At 66.0% G+C, this 16,924-nt stretch carries 21 protein-coding genes; 14 read left to right on the top strand and 7 right to left on the bottom strand.

All coding sequences use genetic code 11. The annotated features are described in order from the left end of the window. Positions 1–606: a hypothetical protein gene (locus WFP78_RS16015; protein WP_336964483.1), complete on the bottom strand. Its 606-nt coding sequence runs from the start codon at positions 604–606 to the stop codon at positions 1–3. A 99-nt stretch (positions 607–705) separates the two neighbouring features. Next, a complete protein-coding gene (gene gmk, locus WFP78_RS16010; RefSeq protein ID WP_336964482.1) occupies positions 706–1,374 on the bottom strand; it encodes a guanylate kinase in 669 nt (222 codons plus the stop codon). Between the two features lie 61 nt (positions 1,375–1,435). On the opposite strand from gmk, the gene WFP78_RS16005 reads away from it, so the two are divergent. Both WFP78_RS16005 and WFP78_RS16000 read left to right on the top strand, forming a co-directional pair. Beyond that, positions 1,436–2,026: a DUF1697 domain-containing protein gene (locus WFP78_RS16005; protein ID WP_336964480.1), complete on the top strand. Its 591-nt coding sequence runs from the start codon at positions 1,436–1,438 to the stop codon at positions 2,024–2,026. Beyond that, on the top strand, positions 2,023–2,580 hold the full coding sequence (locus tag WFP78_RS16000; RefSeq protein ID WP_336964477.1) for a DUF2585 domain-containing protein: 558 nt from the start codon (positions 2,023–2,025) through the stop codon (positions 2,578–2,580). Before WFP78_RS16005 ends, WFP78_RS16000 begins: the two co-directional genes overlap by 4 nt. Here the strand turns inward: WFP78_RS16000 and WFP78_RS15995 are convergent. The 3 genes from WFP78_RS15995 to WFP78_RS15985 all read right to left on the bottom strand — a co-directional run bounded on the left by WFP78_RS15995 (position 2,555) and on the right by WFP78_RS15985 (position 4,957). Next, positions 2,555–2,899, bottom strand: a complete 345-nt coding sequence (locus tag WFP78_RS15995) for a hypothetical protein (protein ID WP_336964474.1) — start codon at positions 2,897–2,899, stop codon at positions 2,555–2,557. The genes WFP78_RS16000 and WFP78_RS15995 overlap by 26 nt on opposite strands. A gap of 111 nt (positions 2,900–3,010) precedes the next feature. Continuing rightward, positions 3,011–4,402 carry a class II fumarate hydratase gene (gene fumC, locus WFP78_RS15990; RefSeq protein WP_336964471.1) on the bottom strand — a complete coding sequence of 464 codons (1,392 nt, stop codon included), beginning with the start codon at positions 4,400–4,402 and terminating at the stop codon, positions 3,011–3,013. Between the two features lie 75 nt (positions 4,403–4,477). Then, positions 4,478–4,957, bottom strand: coding sequence for an SspB family protein (locus WFP78_RS15985; RefSeq protein ID WP_336964468.1), 480 nt, complete (start codon positions 4,955–4,957; stop codon positions 4,478–4,480). Positions 4,958–5,082: 125 nt separating this feature from the next. Between WFP78_RS15985 and hisB the strand changes: the two genes are divergently transcribed. The 10 genes from hisB to WFP78_RS15935 all read left to right on the top strand — a co-directional run bounded on the left by hisB (position 5,083) and on the right by WFP78_RS15935 (position 12,594). Then, entirely contained in the window at positions 5,083–5,670 is a 588-nt protein-coding gene (gene hisB, locus WFP78_RS15980) for an imidazoleglycerol-phosphate dehydratase HisB (RefSeq protein WP_336964465.1), read from the top strand. A 37-nt stretch (positions 5,671–5,707) separates the two neighbouring features. Beyond that, positions 5,708–5,998 carry a YciI family protein gene (locus tag WFP78_RS15975; protein WP_336964463.1) on the top strand — a complete coding sequence of 97 codons (291 nt, stop codon included), beginning with the start codon at positions 5,708–5,710 and terminating at the stop codon, positions 5,996–5,998. Next, complete coding sequence (gene hisH / locus WFP78_RS15970; RefSeq protein ID WP_336964460.1) at positions 5,995–6,606, top strand: imidazole glycerol phosphate synthase subunit HisH; 612 nt, start codon at positions 5,995–5,997, stop codon at positions 6,604–6,606. The genes WFP78_RS15975 and hisH overlap by 4 nt, the downstream gene beginning before the upstream one ends. 6 nt (positions 6,607–6,612) lie before the next feature. Continuing rightward, on the top strand, positions 6,613–7,350 hold the full coding sequence (hisA, locus tag WFP78_RS15965) for a 1-(5-phosphoribosyl)-5-[(5-phosphoribosylamino)methylideneamino]imidazole-4-carboxamide isomerase (protein WP_336964457.1): 738 nt from the start codon (positions 6,613–6,615) through the stop codon (positions 7,348–7,350). Beyond that, positions 7,347–8,123 (top strand): imidazole glycerol phosphate synthase subunit HisF, encoded by a 777-nt coding sequence (gene hisF, locus WFP78_RS15960; protein ID WP_336964454.1) that lies wholly within the window; start codon positions 7,347–7,349, stop codon positions 8,121–8,123. The genes hisA and hisF overlap by 4 nt, the downstream gene beginning before the upstream one ends. A 254-nt stretch (positions 8,124–8,377) precedes the next feature. Continuing rightward, positions 8,378–8,632 (top strand): PEP-CTERM sorting domain-containing protein, encoded by a 255-nt coding sequence (locus tag WFP78_RS15955; protein WP_336964451.1) that lies wholly within the window; start codon positions 8,378–8,380, stop codon positions 8,630–8,632. Positions 8,633–8,681: 49 nt separating this feature from the next. Beyond that, entirely contained in the window at positions 8,682–9,020 is a 339-nt protein-coding gene (locus WFP78_RS15950) for a phosphoribosyl-ATP diphosphatase (protein ID WP_336964448.1), read from the top strand. A 4-nt stretch (positions 9,021–9,024) separates the two neighbouring features. Next, the gene (locus WFP78_RS15945) at positions 9,025–9,426 is read left to right on the top strand and encodes an HIT domain-containing protein (protein ID WP_336964445.1); all 402 of its coding nucleotides are present in this window, start codon (positions 9,025–9,027) and stop codon (positions 9,424–9,426) included. A gap of 160 nt (positions 9,427–9,586) precedes the next feature. Further along, positions 9,587–11,149, top strand: a complete 1,563-nt coding sequence (locus WFP78_RS15940) for an amino acid permease (protein ID WP_336964442.1) — start codon at positions 9,587–9,589, stop codon at positions 11,147–11,149. Between the two features lie 182 nt (positions 11,150–11,331). Then, positions 11,332–12,594: a multidrug effflux MFS transporter gene (locus tag WFP78_RS15935; protein ID WP_336964439.1), complete on the top strand. Its 1,263-nt coding sequence runs from the start codon at positions 11,332–11,334 to the stop codon at positions 12,592–12,594. A gap of 71 nt (positions 12,595–12,665) precedes the next feature. Here WFP78_RS15935 and WFP78_RS15930 read toward each other — a convergent pair whose 3' ends face one another. Beyond that, on the bottom strand, positions 12,666–13,955 hold the full coding sequence (locus WFP78_RS15930; RefSeq protein WP_336964436.1) for an adenylosuccinate synthase: 1,290 nt from the start codon (positions 13,953–13,955) through the stop codon (positions 12,666–12,668). 235 nt (positions 13,956–14,190) lie between these two features. Between WFP78_RS15930 and WFP78_RS15925 the strand changes: the two genes are divergently transcribed. Beyond that, entirely contained in the window at positions 14,191–15,018 is an 828-nt protein-coding gene (locus WFP78_RS15925; protein WP_336964781.1) for an alpha/beta hydrolase, read from the top strand. A 43-nt stretch (positions 15,019–15,061) separates the two neighbouring features. Here the strand turns inward: WFP78_RS15925 and WFP78_RS15920 are convergent, their stop codons facing one another. Next, positions 15,062–16,195 (bottom strand): ATP phosphoribosyltransferase regulatory subunit, encoded by a 1,134-nt coding sequence (locus WFP78_RS15920; RefSeq protein ID WP_336964433.1) that lies wholly within the window; start codon positions 16,193–16,195, stop codon positions 15,062–15,064. Between the two features lie 148 nt (positions 16,196–16,343). Here WFP78_RS15920 and WFP78_RS15915 point away from each other — a divergent pair, with 148 nt between their 5' ends. Next, positions 16,344–16,874 carry a hypothetical protein gene (locus WFP78_RS15915; protein WP_336964431.1) on the top strand — a complete coding sequence of 177 codons (531 nt, stop codon included), beginning with the start codon at positions 16,344–16,346 and terminating at the stop codon, positions 16,872–16,874. Positions 16,875–16,924 lie beyond the last annotated feature (50 nt).

Here is a 16,924-nt window from a genome sequence, read left to right as displayed (position 1 = left end):
TCAGTCCTCCGGGGGGAGGGCTTCACCGGCAGAGGGTGCTGGCGCGGGCGCGGCCTTGGCCGGCTCCGCCCTGCGGCCGGCAAAGCGCGCGGCGATGAGGCCCGCGACGGCCAGCCCCAGAAAATCGGAAAATGCGAGGTAGAGGAAATAGCCCCAGGGCGCATGGTTGAAGATCGGCTGGCCGATATGCATCCACAGCACGGCGGCCAGGGCGAACAGTATCGCGGCCCGCCCGCGCGTGGCCGAATCCAGCGTCACCGCGCGCAGGGCGAAGGCGAAGACCACGCCGACGATCAGGGCCAGGATGAGCCCGGCGAGCAGGCTCGCGCCATCCACCACCGGAAAGCCGCCGGTGTTGAACATCACCAGCGCCACCGGCCCCTTGCCATAGAGGATCGTGCCTTCGCTGCTGGCGGCCGAGGGAATGGCATAGACGCCGCTGCCCGTTGGCGTCAGCCCCTGCGCCAGCGCCGCCTGCAGATTGGCGCTGGTCTGCGCATCGACACCGGAAAAGGCCAGGTTGCTGAGCGGCGTGCCCCAGAAAACGAAACCGATCAGATACATGGCAAGGCCGCCCAGCAGCCCGCCGATCAAGGTCTTGAACATCGCAATCCTCCCGCCTGTCTGCCGGACAATGTGGGGCAAGAATGCGCGCGCGCCAATCCTTATCCCATGGCGGCGGTCGCGCGGGGCCTTGTCGGGGCTTTATTCGGCGTCGGGCACCTGCTTGCTGATATGGCGGATGAAGCCGATCAGGCCGGTCTGGCGGCTGCGCTTCAGCCGCTCGGCCTCCAGGATATTCTTGACCTTCAGGAAGCAGGCATCGGCATCGTCATTGCACAGCACATAGTCATAGCCGTCCCAATGGGCGATTTCGCCCGCGGCGCGGGCCATGCGGCGCTGGATCACATCCTCGCTGTCGGTGCCGCGACCGCGCAGGCGGCGTTCCAGCTCGTCCATGGAGGGGGGCAGGATGAACACGCGGACGACGTCGCCGCCGGCGATCTGGTACAGCTGTTGCGCGCCCTGCCAGTCGATGTCGAACAGCACGTCGCGCCCGGCCTTCAGCATCTCTTCCACGGGCGCGCGCGGCGTGCCGTAGCGGTGGCCGAAGACATGCGCCCATTCCAGGAATTCATTGTCCGACACCATCTGCCGGAAGCCATCCAGATCGGTGAAATGATAATCCTTGCCGTCGACCTCGCCGGGCCGGGGCGGGCGCGTGGTCGCGGAGACGGACATCTGCAGGCCGTCGTCGGACGCCAGAAGCTTGCGCGCGATGGTGGATTTCCCCGCGCCCGAGGGTGAGGAAAGGACGAAAAGGACCCCGCGACGCTTGAAGCCATGGGGGTCGGTCTGGATGCTGTGGGCCATGGCTGCTAGTGACGATGGAATTGCCAATTTGCAAGGGGGTATGGCGCGGAATGGCGGGGGCATGACGGCGAAAAAGCCTGTTGGCGGATCGGGCGGCGGAGTGGGCGCCACCACATGGGTCGCGCTGATGCGGGGCATCAATGTCGGCGGCCATCGCCCGCTGCCCATGGCGCGTTTGCGCGAACTGTGCGTGGCGCGGGGCTGGGACAATCCCCGCACCTATATCCAGAGCGGCAACCTGATCGTCGGGGCGCCCGGCCCGCTGGAGGCGGTGCGCGCGGCGCTGGAAGCGATGATCGCCGCGGAATTCGGCTTTGCGACCGATGTGATCGTGCGCGCGGCCTTCGACTGGGCGGGCTATGTCGCGGCCAATCCCTTTGCGGACGATGCGCAGGCCCTGCCCAAATCGGTGCATCTGTGCCTTTCACGCGCGCCGCTTGCCGAAGATGCCGCGCGGAAACTGTGCGAACGGGCGCTGCCGCATGAGCGCGTCGTGCAGGCCGGCGGGGCGCTGTGGATCGACTATGGCCGGTCGATCGCCGATTCGAAGCTGACGCCGGCCTTCATCGACAGATGCGCCGGCTCCACGGTGACGGGCCGCAACTGGAACAGCGTGCTGAAGATCGCCGCACTGATCGGGGAGGAGGGATGACCAGGGGATGGAAGCTGTGGGCGCCGGTCCCGATCATCGTCATCGCGGCGGTCGTCATCCTGCTGGCCATGGGCCGCCCGCCGATCTGCACCTGCGGCACGGTGGAGCTGTGGCATGGCGCGGTCGACAGCGGCAACAGCCAGCATATCGCCGACTGGTACAGCTTCAGCCATATCATCCATGGTTTCCTGTTCTATGGCGCGATATGGCTGGCGCTGCGCGGCCGGCCATTGCCGCTGCGCCTCGCCGTTGCCGTCATGGTCGAGGCGGGGTGGGAAATCCTGGAAAACTCCCGGATCATCATCGACCGTTATCGCACGGCGACGATCGCGCTGGGCTATACCGGCGATTCGGTGCTGAATTCGGTGAGCGACATCGCCATGATGGCCATCGGCTTCCTGTTCGCGGCGCGCGTGCCGGTCTGGCTGACGGTGGCCGTCGCCATCGCCTTTGAACTCATGACCCTATGGGTGATCCGCGACAACCTGACCCTGAACGTGCTGATGCTCGCCTGGCCGGTCGAAGCGATCAAGGCCTGGCAGGGCGGCGCCTGACCGGGGTCCTAGGCGTGACGGGGCGTGCCTTGCGATAGCGTGCGCGGTGCGGGATCGCGGACAGCGGGGGTTGGCCCTTCTTGACCAGCCCGTCTTCGACGGCCACTTCATGGGGGCCCTTGGCATCGATCTGCTTCTTCTTCTGCCACAATTTATGCGCGACATAGGCGCCGCCAATGGCCAGCGCGCCGATGGGCGAGCGGGTGATCACCCGGGTCGCGACCATGCCCGCCGCCGCGCCCAGAAGACCGGCCTTGCCGCTTTCCGCCGCGATTCGCGTGCCGATGATTGTGGAGGCGATCTTGCCCAGGATGCGCATGATGTGATGTCCCTGTTTGCTGTCCGGATGCTTCGCCATGACGAATATATAGCGGGGCCGCCGGGTTCCGGAAAGGCGGCTCTTCTCCGCAGCGGCAAGCCCCGCGCCGCACTACCGCCCGACCATCGTTTCGGGCCGCACCAGCCGGTCGAAGGTCGCGGCGTCGACAAGGCCGAGCGCCAAGCCCGCCTCGCGCAACGTCAGCCCCTCGACATGGGCATGCTTTGCGATCTTCGCGGCATTGTCATAGCCGATCTCCGGTGCGAGCGCCGTCACCAGCATCAGCGAGCGGTCGACCAGTTCGGCGATCCGGCCCTCATTCGCCTCCAGCCCCTCGACGCAGCGCTCGGCGAAGCTCTCCATGCCGACCGCCAGCAGATGGATGGAGCGTAGCACGGCCGCGCCGATCATCGGCTTGAAGACGTTGAGTTCCAGATGCCCCTGCAGCCCGCCGACGGTGACGGCCTGATGATTGCCGATCACCTGCGCGGCGACCATGGTCAGCATCTCGCACTGGGTCGGGTTGACCTTGCCCGGCATGATCGAGCTGCCCGGCTCGTTCGCGGGCAGGTCCAGCTCGCCAAGGCCCGAGCGCGGGCCGGAGCCGAGCAGGCGGATGTCGTTGGCGATCTTGGTCAGCGCCACCGCCAGCGTCGCGAGCGTCGAGGAGAGGTGGACCAGCGGATCGTTCGACGCCAGCGCCTCGAACTTGTTGTCCGCCGTGCGGAAGGGCAGGCCGGTGGCCGACGCGATCTCCGCCGCGATCGCCTCGGCAAAGCCTGCCGGCGCGTTGAGGCCCGTGCCGACCGCCGTGCCGCCCTGTGCCAGCGCCGTCATGCCGTGCAGGGTCGCGGGTTCGATCCGCTTGCGGCTGCGGTAGACCTGATGCGCATAGCCGGAAAATTCCTGCCCCAGGGTCAGCGGCGTCGCGTCCTGCAAATGGGTGCGGCCGATCTTGACGATATCGTCCCACGCCTTCGCCTTGGCGTCGAGCGCATCGTGCAGCCGGTCGAGCGCCGGGAACAGCGCGCCCGTGACCGCCAGCGCCGCGGCGATGTGCAGCGCGGTCGGGAAACTGTCGTTGGACGACTGGCCCATGTTCACATGGTCGTTGGGATGGACGGGCGATTTGCCGCCGCGCGTGCCGGCCAGCATCTCGTTGGCGCGACCGGCAATCACTTCATTGGCGTTCATGTTCGACTGGGTGCCGCTGCCCGTCTGCCAGATGACGAGCGGGAACTGGTCGTCATGGCGCCCGTCGATCACCTCCTGCGCCGCGGCTTCGATGGTGTCGGCCAGCTTCGCGTCGAGGCCGTGGGCCCGGTTCACCCGCGCCGCCGCGCGCTTCACATGGGCAAGGGCGTGGACGATGCCGATCGGCATCCGCTCGGTCTCGCCGAAGGGGAAATTCTCGATGCTGCGCTGGGTCTGCGCGCCCCAATAGGCGTCGGCGGGCACGGCGATGGCGCCGATGCTGTCGGTTTCAGTGCGGGTCTTGGTCATGTGGCGCTCCGTGCAGGCCCAGGACGGGCAAGGGGACGGCGCGAATGTGGGAAGGCCGGCCCGAAAGCGCCAGCCCTATTTCTTCTTGCCGAAATCCACCGTGACGACGTTCGAGCCGTCCTCCGTGTTCACCGATGGCGCGTCGTTGCCGGCGGGCTCGGGCGGTTCGGGCGTGTCGCCGTCTTCCTGCACCTGGAACTGCAGCGCAAAGTTGACCGCCGGATCGACGAAGGCGGTGATCGCGGAGAAGGGGATGACGAGGTGCGCGGGCACCTGGCTGAAGGTCAGGCTGACCTCGAAGCCGTCGCTGGCGACCTTCAGGTCCCAATATTTGTTCTGGAGGACGATGGTCATCTCGTCCGGGAAGCGCTCGATCAGCTGGCGCGGAACGGCGACGCCTGCGGCCTGCGTCTTGAACGTGATGTAGAAATGGTGCGTGCCGGGCAGCCCGCCGGATTGCTGGACCTCGCCCAGCACACGGCCGACCACGGCGCGCAGGGCCTCCTGGACGATTTCGTCATAGGGAATCAGGCTGTCTGGAAGCTCGTCGCTCATGGGCCATCTTCCTAGCGAAGCGAAAGGGCGGGTCAAGCCTTGCTCGGGCGTTGATATGCACATCATGCGATCGGGGCGTGCGCGGCCGCATTGCACCTGCGCGATTCGGCGTTATAGGGGCGGCCATGCGCACGGCGGAAATCCACAGGAGCACGGCCGAAACGGCCATAGACGTCACCGTCAATCTGGACGGCACCGGCGAATATGCGGTGTCGACCGGCATCGGCTTCCTCGATCACATGCTGGAACAGCTTTCGCGCCACTCGCTGATCGACATGACGGTGACGACAAAGGGCGACCTGCATGTCGACCAGCATCACACGACCGAAGACACCGGCATCGCCATTGGCGAGGCGGTGGCAAAGGCGCTGGGCGACAAGCGCGGCATCGCCCGCTACGGCACCGCCTATGCGCCGATGGACGAAACCCTGACCCGCGTGTCGCTGGATATTTCCGGGCGGCCCTGGCTCGTCTTCAGCCCGAAATTCTCCATGCCGCGCCTTGGCGAATGGGATACCGAGCTGATCGAGCACTGGTTCCACAGCTTCGCGCAGGCGGCGGGCATCACGCTGCATGTCGAAAATCTCTATGGCAGCAACAACCATCATATCGTGGAAAGCTGCTTCAAGGGGCTGGCGCGCGCGCTGCGGCAGGCGGTGGAGATCGACCCGCGCAAGGCGGATGCGATCCCCTCGACCAAGGGAATCCTGTGAGCAGGCCCACGCGCTGCATGACCGGAGGCAGGACCGCATGTTCGTCATTTCGCTGACCTACAAGGCGCCGCTGGCCGAAGTGGACCATCATCTTGCGGCGCATGTCGCCTGGCTCGACGCGGCGATCACCGAAGGGTGGCTGCTGATGGCCGGGCGCAAGGAACCGCGCGACGGCGGCATCTTGCTCGCAAGGGGCGTTCGGGAGACGATCGCGCGCAAGGCGGCGGGCGATCCCTTCGTCGTGAACGGCGTGGCGGAGATCGAGATCACCGAATTCCTGCCCGGCAGGATCGCGCCGGACACGCTCCTGGAAAGCCTGATCCCGTGATCGCGCTGATCGATTATGGCGCGGGCAATCTCCACTCGGTCCATAATGCGCTGGTGAAGGCCGGCGCGCGCGATGTCGTCATCACCGCCGACCCGGATGCGGTGGCGCGGGCGGACCGGATCGTGCTGCCCGGCGTCGGCGCCTTTCGCGCGTGCCGCGATGCGCTGGTGGGCATAAGCGGCATGGTCGACGCGATGAACGGCGCGGTGCGCGGGCGCGGCGTGCCCTTCCTGGGGGTGTGCGTGGGCATGCAGTTGCTGGCGGACGCGGGCGAGGAATTCGGCCGGCATGAAGGGCTGGGCTGGATTCCGGGCACGGTCAGGCTGATTGCGCCGACCGACGCGACCGTCAAGGTGCCGCATATGGGCTGGAACGACGTGCGCATCGTGACGCCCCATCCACTGCTGGAGGAGGGTGAGGCCTATTTTCTCCACAGCTATCATTTCGACGCCGCCGACCGGGCCGATATCGCCGCGATCACCGAGCATGGCGCGGCGCTGGTCGCCGCCGTGGCGCGCGACACCGTCATCGGCGTGCAGTTCCACCCGGAAAAGAGCCAGCGCTACGGCCTGTCCTTCCTTGCCCGCTTCCTCGACTGGAGACCCTGAAGACCCATGTCGCTGATCGTCTTCCCCGCCATCGACCTGAAGGGCGGCCAGGTCGTCCGCCTTGCCGAGGGCGACATGGACCGCGCCACCGTCTATGGCGACGATCCCGCCGCGCAGGCCATGCAGTTCGCCCAGGCGGGCGCGCACTATCTGCATGTCGTCGATCTGGACGGCAGTTTCGCCGGGCATGCGGTCAACGCCGATGCCGTTGAAAGCATCGTCGGTCGCTTTCCCGGCCATGTCCAGCTTGGCGGCGGCATCCGCAATCGCGAGTCGGTGGAGCGCTGGTTCGACCTTGGCGTGTCGCGCATCGTCATCGGCACCGCCGCGCTGAAAGACCCTGTTTTCGTGAAGGCCGCCGCGCGCGATTTCCCCGGTGGTATCGTCGTCGCCGTCGATGCCCGCGACGGCTTCGTCGCGACCGATGGCTGGGCGGAAAAGTCCGACATGCCGGTCATCGACCTGGCCCGCCGGTTCGAGGATGCCGGCGTTGCGTCGCTGCTGTTCACCGATGTCGGCCGCGACGGCCTGCTCAAGGGCTGCAATATCGATGCGACCGTGGACCTTGCCCGCGCCACCGACATTCCGGTGATCGCCAGCGGCGGCGTGGCCGGCATCGCCGATATCCGCATCCTCAGCCTGCATGCCGATGCGGGCATCGAAGGCGTGATCACCGGCCGCGCGCTCTATGACGGGCGGCTCGACCTCAAGACCGCGCTGGCGGTGGCACAGGCCGCGTCATGACCGTCCGCACCCGCGTCATCCCCTGTCTCGACGTCGCCAATGGCCGGGTGGTCAAGGGCGTGAACTTCATCGACCTGATGGACGCGGGCGACCCGGTGGAACAGGCGCGGCTGTATGACGAGGCGGGGGCGGACGAGCTGTGCTTCCTCGACATCACCGCCAGCCATGAGGCGCGCGGCACCATCATCGACGTGGTGCGCCGCACGGCGGAGGTCTGCTTCATGCCGGTGACGGTGGGCGGCGGCGTGCGTTCGGCCGAGGATGCGCGCGCCCTGCTGCTCGCGGGCGCGGACAAGGTGGCGGTGAACAGCGCGGCGGTCTCCCGGCCGCAGGTGATCGCCGAGATCGCCGACCGATTCGGCAGCCAGTGCATCGTCGCGTCCGTGGATGCGCGGCGCGTGGGCGACGGCCCCCATGGACCGCGCTGGGAAATCTTCACCCATGGCGGCCGGACCGCGACCGGCATCGACGCGCTGGAACATGCGGTGCGGCTTGCCGAGATGGGCGCGGGCGAGCTGCTCGTCACCTCCATGGATGGGGATGGCACGCGCGCGGGCTATGATCTGGCGCTGACCCGCGCCATTGCCGACTCGGTGTCGGTGCCCGTCATCGCCAGCGGCGGCGTCGGCACGCTGGCGCATCTGGTGGAGGGCGTGATCGAAGGCCATGCGAGCGCGGTGCTTGCCGCCTCCATCTTCCACTTCGGCCAGCACACGATCGCGCAGGCGCATGCGGCGCTGGCGGCGGCGGGTATCCCGGTCCGCTCGCACTGATCGGCATAGGATCGCGCCCGGGTGCAGATGTCGAGCGAGACATCGACCGGCAAGACTGTTTGCCTAAATCGTAACTGAACATTGCCGGCAACCGGCTGAGTTCCATGGGTTAATGTCAATATGTTTGACATTAACCCTGTGCGCTCGCGCGGCGTTAACCATTGGAGGCGGGCGGCGCGGGGCATATTCGCGATATGGCCCTGCGATTGCTTCGCAGTCCTTTGCCATTTGACCATGGAGAAGGAATGTAAACGATGATGATGCGCAATCTTCTGGCCGTCGCCGGCCTCTCGCTGATGATGGCCGCGGCTGCTCCGGCACAGGCGGGCAAGTGCTGGTTCGGTAGCTGTGGCGGTTCGTCCTCCGGCGGCAGTTCGTCTTCGAGCGGCGGCTCCTCCTCCTCGGGCGGCGCGACGCCGGTGCCGGAACCCGAACAGATGGCCTTGTTCGGCATGGGCGCGGCCGTGCTCGTCCTGCGTGCGGTCAAGGGCCGCCGCCGGAACAAATAACCGCATTTTCCGGTTGACGGCCGGGCCCCTGCCGCCGCAACTGCGGCGCATGCAGGCAACGCTCGAACGACTGGAAGCAACGATCAGGGCGCGCCGGACGGGTGATCCGGCGCAGTCCTATGTCGCGGCGCTCACCGCCAGGGGGCGCCCGAAAATGGCGCAGAAACTGGGCGAGGAAGCGGTGGAGACGGTGATCGCCGCCATGGCGGACGATCGCGCCGAAGCGGTGAAGGAGGGGGCGGACCTGCTGTTCCACCTCGCCGTGCTGCTGGCGGACATGGACCTGTCCCTTGCCGACCTGTGCGCCGAGCTTGACCGGCGCGACGGCCTTTCGGGGCTGGCCGAAAAGGCCGCCCGCACCAGCAATCCCCCGCCTTCAGGAGAATAGCGCGATGCCCGTCGACGCGACGCTGCCCTATGACGACCAGAATATCTTCGCGAAGATCCTGCGCGGGGAGATTCCCAGCAACCGTGTCCATGAAAGCGAGCATAGCATCGCCTTTCACGACATTGCGCCATGGACGCCGACTCACATCCTCGTCATCCCGCGCGGCCCCTATGTCAGCTGGGACGATTTCTCTGCGCGTGCCTCCGACGCGGAAATCGTCGATTTCGTGCATGTGGTCGGCGAAGTGGCGCGGGCCGCCGGGCTTGTGGCGCCGGGCTATCGCCTGCTTGCCAATTCAGGCTTCGATTCCCATCAGGAAGTGCCGCATCTGCACGTCCATATCCTGGCGGGGGAGCCGCTGGGGCCGATGCTGGCCGGGCGCGGGCCGGGGTCCGGCAAGCGCTGAACGTGCCAATTCCGGCAATCCGGGCCTTGTTTTTTGCGCGTCCGATAAAAACCCGAAATTGTAACAAGCTTGCGCATGTGGATTTAGGCGATAGTCTCGTTCTATCCAAAAAGGGGAACGCGCCTGCAAGGCGCGCCACAAGGGAAAGAGACAGGCATTCATGATATTCGGGCGCGTAAAGCCACTCGACGCCATTTTGGCGACAGCGGAAAAGAAATCGCTGCATCGCTCGCTGGGGGCATTCCAGCTGACCATGCTCGGCATCGGTGCCGTTATCGGCACCGGCATCTTCGTGCTGACGGCGGAAGCCGCGCAAAAGGCAGGGCCGGGCATGATGCTCGCCTTCGTCATTGCCGGCTTCGTCTGCGCCGTGGCGGCGCTGTGCTATGCCGAAATGGCCTCCATGGTGCCGGTGTCGGGCTCGGCCTACACCTATAGCTATGCGGTGATGGGCGAACTGATCGCCTGGATGGTGGGCTGGGCGCTTATCCTGGAATATGCCGTGGCGGCGGGCGCCGTGTCGGTGGGCTGGTCGGGCTATGTCGTGGGGCTCATCGAGCATACCTTCCATATGGACATCCCGGACCTGTTGACGCGCGGGCCCTTCGATGGCGGCGTGGTCAACCTGCCCGCGATGCTCATCGCCTCGCTCGTCACCTGGCTGCTGGTGATCGGCACGAAGGAAAGCGCCAGCGTCAACGCGGTGCTCGTGCTTATCAAGGTCGCGGCGCTGACGCTGTTCGTCGTGCTGGCCCTGCCGGTGATGCACATGGACAAGTTCACGCCCTTCGCGCCGCTCGGCTTTTCGGGCATATCGGCGGCGGCGGCGTCCATCTTCTTCGCCTATGTCGGCTTCGACGCGGTGTCGACGGCGGCGGAGGAAACCAAGAATCCCCAGCGCAACATGCCCATCGGCCTGATCGGCTCGCTCGGTATCTGCACCATCTTCTACATGCTGGTCGCGGCCGGCGTGATCGGCACGGTCGGCGCGCAGCCGGTCGCGGGCCCGGCGGGCGAAGTGCTGGCCCCCGGTTCCATGGCGCTTTCGCAACAATGCGCCGCGCTTGCCGCGCAGGGCCATGAAGCCGTCACCTGCTCGAAGGAAGCGCTGGCATGGACGCTGCGTGAAATCGGCTGGCCGCAGATCGGCAACCTGCTCGGCCTTGCCGCCGGTCTGGCGCTGCCTTCGGTCATCCTGATGATGATGTTCGGCCAGACCCGCATCTTCTTCGTGATGAGCCGCGACGGCCTGCTGCCCGAATTCTTCTCGAAGGTGCATCCGGTCTACAAGACGCCGCATGTCATCACCATCCTGACCGGCATCTTCGTGGCGCTGTTCGCGGCCTTCTTCCCGGTCGGCATCCTGGCGGACATCTCCAACTCCGGCACGCTCTTCGCCTTTGCCGCCGTGTCGATCGCGGTGATGGTGCTGCGCCGGACGGACCCGGACCGCAAGCGCCCCTTCCGCACGCCCGCGATCATGGTCACGGCGCCCATCGCCATTGCCGGCTGCGTCTATCTGTTCTTCAGCCTGGGCACGGAAACCAAGCTGATGTTCGTCGGCTGGGCGGCTGTCGGCCTGCTGGTCTATTATGGCTACAGCTATCGCCGCAGCCATTTGGGCCGGGGCCTGGTGGAAATGCATGAAGCGGACAGCGACGTGCCGCCGCAGCCCGTGCCGCCGATGCCCGGTGCCCATACGCCGGGCGGCAAGGACGCCTGATCCGCGCCGCCTCTTGCGCGGCGGACGGGACGAGCACAAAGGCCCTGCCGGCAGATGTCGGCAGGGCCTTTGCGTTGGGCATGATAAAAAGTCGCTGGTCTCTTGCGCGTAATCGCGTGCGCCCTCTGGCCATATCGCGCCGTCGCGTTCATAGCGCTGCAATGCAGCAGAGCCCGATCACCATGCGGAGGGTTTCTCCGCCCTCTGACTTCCCGATCCATTTTCGGGAATTCGTTGCGCTGATCGCGGCGATGATGGCGCTCAATGCGCTGTCGATCGACCCCATGCTCCCTGCGCTGCCCGCGATCGGCAAGGCGCTGTCGATCCCCCACCCCAATGACCGGCAGTGGATCATCACCGCCTATTTCATCGGCATGGGGGTGGGGTCGCTGATCTATGGGCCGCTGTCCGATCGGTTCGGCCGTCGCCCGGTGCTGTGCATCACGCTGGCGCTGTTCACGGGCGCGACCATGCTCTGCGCGCTGGCGCCCAGCTTCACCTTGTTGCTTGCCGGCAGGGCCGCTGCGGGTTTCTTCGCCGCGGCTGCCCGGGTGATCGCGGTCAGCATCGTGCGCGATCGATTCCATGGCGATCGCATGGCCAGCATCATGTCGCTGGTGTTCATGGTCTTCATGATCGTGCCGGTGCTCGCGCCTAGCTTTGGCCAGCTGATCCTGACAGTGGCGCCATGGCGCGGGATTTTCTGGGTGTTGACGGCGATCGGCCTGGCGGTCCTGCTGTGGATCGTCATTCGCCTGCCCGAAACGCTGAAGCCGGACAATCGGGTTGAGGTGAACCTGCGCGATTTTGCAGCGACATTGCGCGGCATCGCCACGCATCGCACCAGCATTGGTTACATGATGGCCAGTGGCGTGGTGATGGGCGGGCTGGTCGGCTTCATCACATCGGTCCAGCAGATCTTCTTCGACGTCTATCATGCGCCGGAAATCTTTCCCGTCGCCTTTGCGGGCATCGCGATGTTCATGGCGCTGGGCAGCCTGACGAACAGCCGGCTGGTGCATCGAATCGGTGCGCGCCGGATCAGCCATGGGGCGCTGCTGGCGCTGATCGCGGTTTCGGCGGTGCGCACGTTGATCGATCTGGCCGGGCTCGATTCGCTGCCGGCCTTCATCGCCACCCAATCGCTGACGATGTTCTGTTTCGCGCTGACCGGCTCCAATTTCAGCGCGATCTCGATGGAGCCGTTCGCGCGGGGGGCGGGGCTGGCCTCATCCTTTCAGGCGTGCCTGACGACGATCCTGTCGGCGCTGCTGGGGGCGGCGGTGGGCGCGCATTTCAATGGCACCAGCCTGCCGCTGGCGCTGGGCTTCCTGACCTTTGGCAGCATATCGCTGCTGTTGGTGTTCTGGGCCGAGCGGGGCAAATTGTTCACGCGCCCCAAGCGGGGCGCGGAGCGGCCCGATCCGGTGGAACTGGCGCATTGAAAAGGGCGTCGGCGCAGGGGCGATAGCCCGGCACCGACGCCCTTTTGGTCGATGGTTCTTCGGTCGCCCGGTCAGTCCGCGAAGGGATCGCGCACCAATATGGTGTCGTCGCGCTGGGGCGATGTCGACACCAGCGTCACCGGGCATTCGATCAGTTCCTCGATGCGGCGGATATATTTGATCGCCTGCGCGGGCAGGTCGGCCCAGCTGCGGGCGCCGGCGGTGGTTTCCTGCCAGCCGTCCATCGTCTCGTAGATCGGTTCCGCGCGGGCCTGGTCCTGCGGGTGCGGCGGCAGATAGGTGTAGCTTTTGTCGCCGACCTTGTAGCCGACGCAGATCTGCAGCGTCTCGAACCCGTCCAGCACGTCCAGCTTGGTGAGCGCGATGCCGGTGATGCCGGAAACGGCGGCGGCCTGGCGCACCAGCACCGCGTCGAACCAGCCGCAGCGACGCTTGCGGCCCGTGACCGTGCCGAATTCATGGCCACGCTCGCCCAGCTTCTGGCCGATGTCGTTTTCCTGCTCGGTCGGGAATGGGCCGGAGCCGACGCGGGTGGTGTAGGCCTTCACGATGCCCAGCACGAAACCGACCGAGGAGGGGCCAAGGCCCGATCCGCCCGATGCCGTGCCGGCAATGGTGTTGGAGGAGGTGACGAAGGGATAGGTGCCGTGGTCGACATCCAGCAGCACGCCCTGCGCGCCTTCGAACAGGATGCGGTCGCCGCGCTTCTTCGCCTCGTTCAGCGTCAGCCAGACCGGCTTGGCATAGGGCAGGATGAAACCGGCGACTTCGGCCAGCTCGGCGATCAGCGCGTCCCGGTCGATCGGCGGTTCGCCAAAGCCGGCGCGCAGCGCGTCATGATGGGCGCAGATCCGGTCGAGCTGCGGGCCAAGATCGTCCAGATGGTCGAGGTCGCACAGGCGGATCGCGCGGCGGCCGACCTTGTCCTCATAGGCCGGGCCGATGCCGCGGCGGGTGGTGCCGATCTTGCCGGCGCCCGATGCATCCTCGCGCAGGCCGTCGAGATCGCGGTGGAAGGGCAGGATCAGCGGCACATTCTCCGCGATGTGCAGATTTTCCGGTGTGACCGTGACGCCCTGGCCCTGAAGCTTGGCGACTTCCTCGCGGAAATGCCACGGATCGAGCACCACGCCATTGCCGATGACGCTGAGCGTTCCGCGCACGATGCCGGAAGGCAGCAGCGAGAGCTTGTAGACATTGTCGCCCACCACCAGCGTATGGCCGGCATTATGGCCGCCCTGGAAACGCACGACGACATCCGCGCGACTGGCGAGCCAGTCGACGATCTTGCCCTTGCCCTCATCGCCCCACTGGGCGCCGATCACGGTCACATTGGCCAAGTTGACTTACCCCATAAAAACCGGCTTCCCCCTAGTGGGGGGATCGCCCCGCGTCCAGCCTTACAATTTGTTACGCTTTGAAGCTTTCCTATCGGCGCGCAACCGGGGGATAGGCGGGGCAGGAGATGAAGCGGGGAATGCCGGGATGAGACGGGATGTTGCGACAGGCGTGATGGTGGCGGTTGCGGCGGCGTTTGCGATGATGCCGCATGCCGGCCAGGCGCAGCGCGCGCGGATGGAGGCGCGGCTGGCGCAGCGTTTCGAGGCGGCCGCGCCGGGCGGGCAGGACATCGCCTATGGCGCCAGCCCGCTGCAGCATATCGACTTCTGGCGTGCAAAGGCGGCGGCGGCGGATGCGCCGCTCGTCCTCTTCGTGCATGGCGGCGGCTGGACGCGCGGCGACAAGCGCAACGCGACCGGCGCGACCAAGGTGACGCATTATCTGGACCTGGGCTATGCCTTTGCCTCGATCAACTATCGCCTGGTGCCGGACGCCACCGTGGAGCAGCAGGCGCAGGACGTGGCCGATGCGGTCGCGGCCCTCGTCGCCCGGGCGAAGGCGCTGGGCTTCGATCCGCGCAAGGTGGTGCTGATGGGCCACAGCGCCGGCGCGCATCTTTCCGCGCTGGTGGGCACCGACATGCGCTATCTGGAAAAAGCGGGGCTTGGCCCGGATTCGCTGGCGGGTGTCATCCCGCTGGACGGCGCCGCCTATGATGTGCCGCGCCAGATCGCCGAGGGCGGCCAGTTCATGCATGACACCTATCTACGGGCCTTTGGCGATGACGCGGCGCGCCAGCGGGCGCTGTCGCCGACCTTCCAGGCGACAAGGCCCAATGCCCCCGCTTTCCTGATCCTGCATGTCGCCCGGACCGACGGCACGGCCCAGTCGCAGGCGCTGGCCCAGGCGCTCGGCCGGGCGGGCACGCCGGCGCAGGTGCAGGGCTTCGACGGCAATGGGCTGCGCGGCCATATGGAGATCAACCGCCGGCTGGGCGACCCCGATTACCCTGCGACCGCGGTGGTGGATGTATGGCTGAAGCGGGTGTTCGCGGGGCGCTGAGGATCGTCCGCCCGCGCTTTTCCGCGGGCGGCACGGCCGCATGTCAATATGCCCGCGCGGTCTCGCCATCCAGCCAGTGGCTGCACCCCAGCGCGGCGCCATTGTCCGTGCCGGAAAGCGCGGCGACGGTGCGCCAGCCTTCGCCGCGCAACGCCTTGGCGCGGCCGGCATCATGGTCCAGCGGCAGGAACAGGCGGCGGCTGGGCTCGGTGCCGAATCCGGCGTCGATCAGCGGATCGGGATAGAGGGAGAAGCCCATGGCGGGTTCCTCATGGCCGTTCGCGCCGACAATGGCATAGCTGCCGCCCCGGCCGATCTCGCCGGTGAAACCGTCCGCGAAGATCGAGAAGCCGAACCAGCTTTGATATTCAAAGCCATGGCGCTCGGTGGGGTCCAGCGTCAGCGTGATGTCCCAGCCGATCGGCTTGGCGATGGCGCGCAGGCCCGCGATCCGGCCGGAGAGCGTGCCCCCGGCGACTGTGGCATCCAGCGCTTCCAGCTTCTCCATCGCGGCATGGAAAGGCCCGGCCGCGGCGATCAGCGGCAGATAGGCGGCGGGGCCTTCGCCCAGCGCGGCAAGGGCGCCGGCATCCTTGGCGTCCAGCCTGGCGCGCACGGCCTCCGCCTCGGCCTCCGTCAGCGGCAGCGGGCCGGCGGCGAGCGTGTCGATCAGGTCGGGCAGGGTGAAATCGATGGTGATGCCGGTGACGCCGGCGGCCTGCAGCGCCTCGATCGCGACGTTCACGATCTCCACGGCGGCGGCAACGCTGTCCGTGCCGATCAGCTCCGCGCCCACCTGCATCCGCTCGCGCTCGGGGCGCAGCTGGTTCGCCTTCAGCCGCACCACCGGCCCGGCATAGGACAGGCGCAGCGGACGGGCGGCATCGGCCAGGCGGGTGGCGGCGATGCGGCCGACCTGCGCCGTCATGTCCGGCCGGATGGCCAGCGTGCGCTGCGACATGGGATCGACCACCCGCAACAGATCCTGCGCCCGGGCGGACTTCAGCCGCTCGACCAGCGTCTCCTCGAACTCGGCGAGCGGCGGCATCACCCGGCCATAGCCATGCGCGTCGACGGTATCGAGCACATGGCGCACCAGCCGCGCAGACGCTTCCGCCTGCGGCGGCAGACGATCGGACAATCCTTCGGGGAGCAGGCCGGACGGGATATGGGTCATGCGCGCGCTTTAGCGGATTTCGCGGATTAGGCCAGAGGGGGAATGGGCGGCGGGGTGGGCTTGAAGCTTTCAATCAGAAAGTCTTGCAAAGTGCTGCCTCGCTGGGCTTTAAAGATCTGGCGTGTAAATGGGAAAAGATAAAGCTGCCATGTTAGAAGAGATCATCCAAGATAATCTGAATCGTGTGTTGGCATCAAATCAACCGATCTTTTCTTCGGAATTTGACTACGATGATATCGTGGCCAAGAAGGATATGGCGGCTCAAAAATGGAATCAATTTAGCGGTGCCGAGCGTGCTGAGTATCGGGATCTTTCTGACTTTGAACTGAAGCAAGGCGTGCGGGACCCAAAAGATCAAGCTCTAATACCTGCTAAAAATACGTCTCTGCTCTTAAAGGAGATTAGGAGTCGTCTAGATCGGGAAGATCCGATTAAGCCGTTAGCAATAGAAACTCTAGATTTTGAAGACGCAATGATTGAGCTTGCAGAGAGTTTAGAGAACTCTAGTGAAATACGTGATTTGTATCGGTTAAGAAAGGCTTCTTCTGGATCAGGTAAAAAATCTGGAATAAATTTGGAGGAAGCGACGAGGCTTAAAAATTGCTTCAGTCAAGGGAGGGAATTGTATCTTGCTGGCCGCAATGGCTCTCTTATGAGACCTGTGTGCGGGTGGTTGTAGACAGCGGCATTTATTCCTGATTCAATCGGCTTTCCGAAGAGGAGGGTTGG

The organism is Sphingobium aquiterrae, from assembly GCF_037154135.1.
Taxonomy (GTDB): Bacteria; Pseudomonadota; Alphaproteobacteria; order Sphingomonadales; family Sphingomonadaceae; genus Sphingobium; species Sphingobium aquiterrae.
Note: the sequence above shows the minus strand (reverse complement) of the source record. Positions and strands in the feature narration are given on the sequence as shown.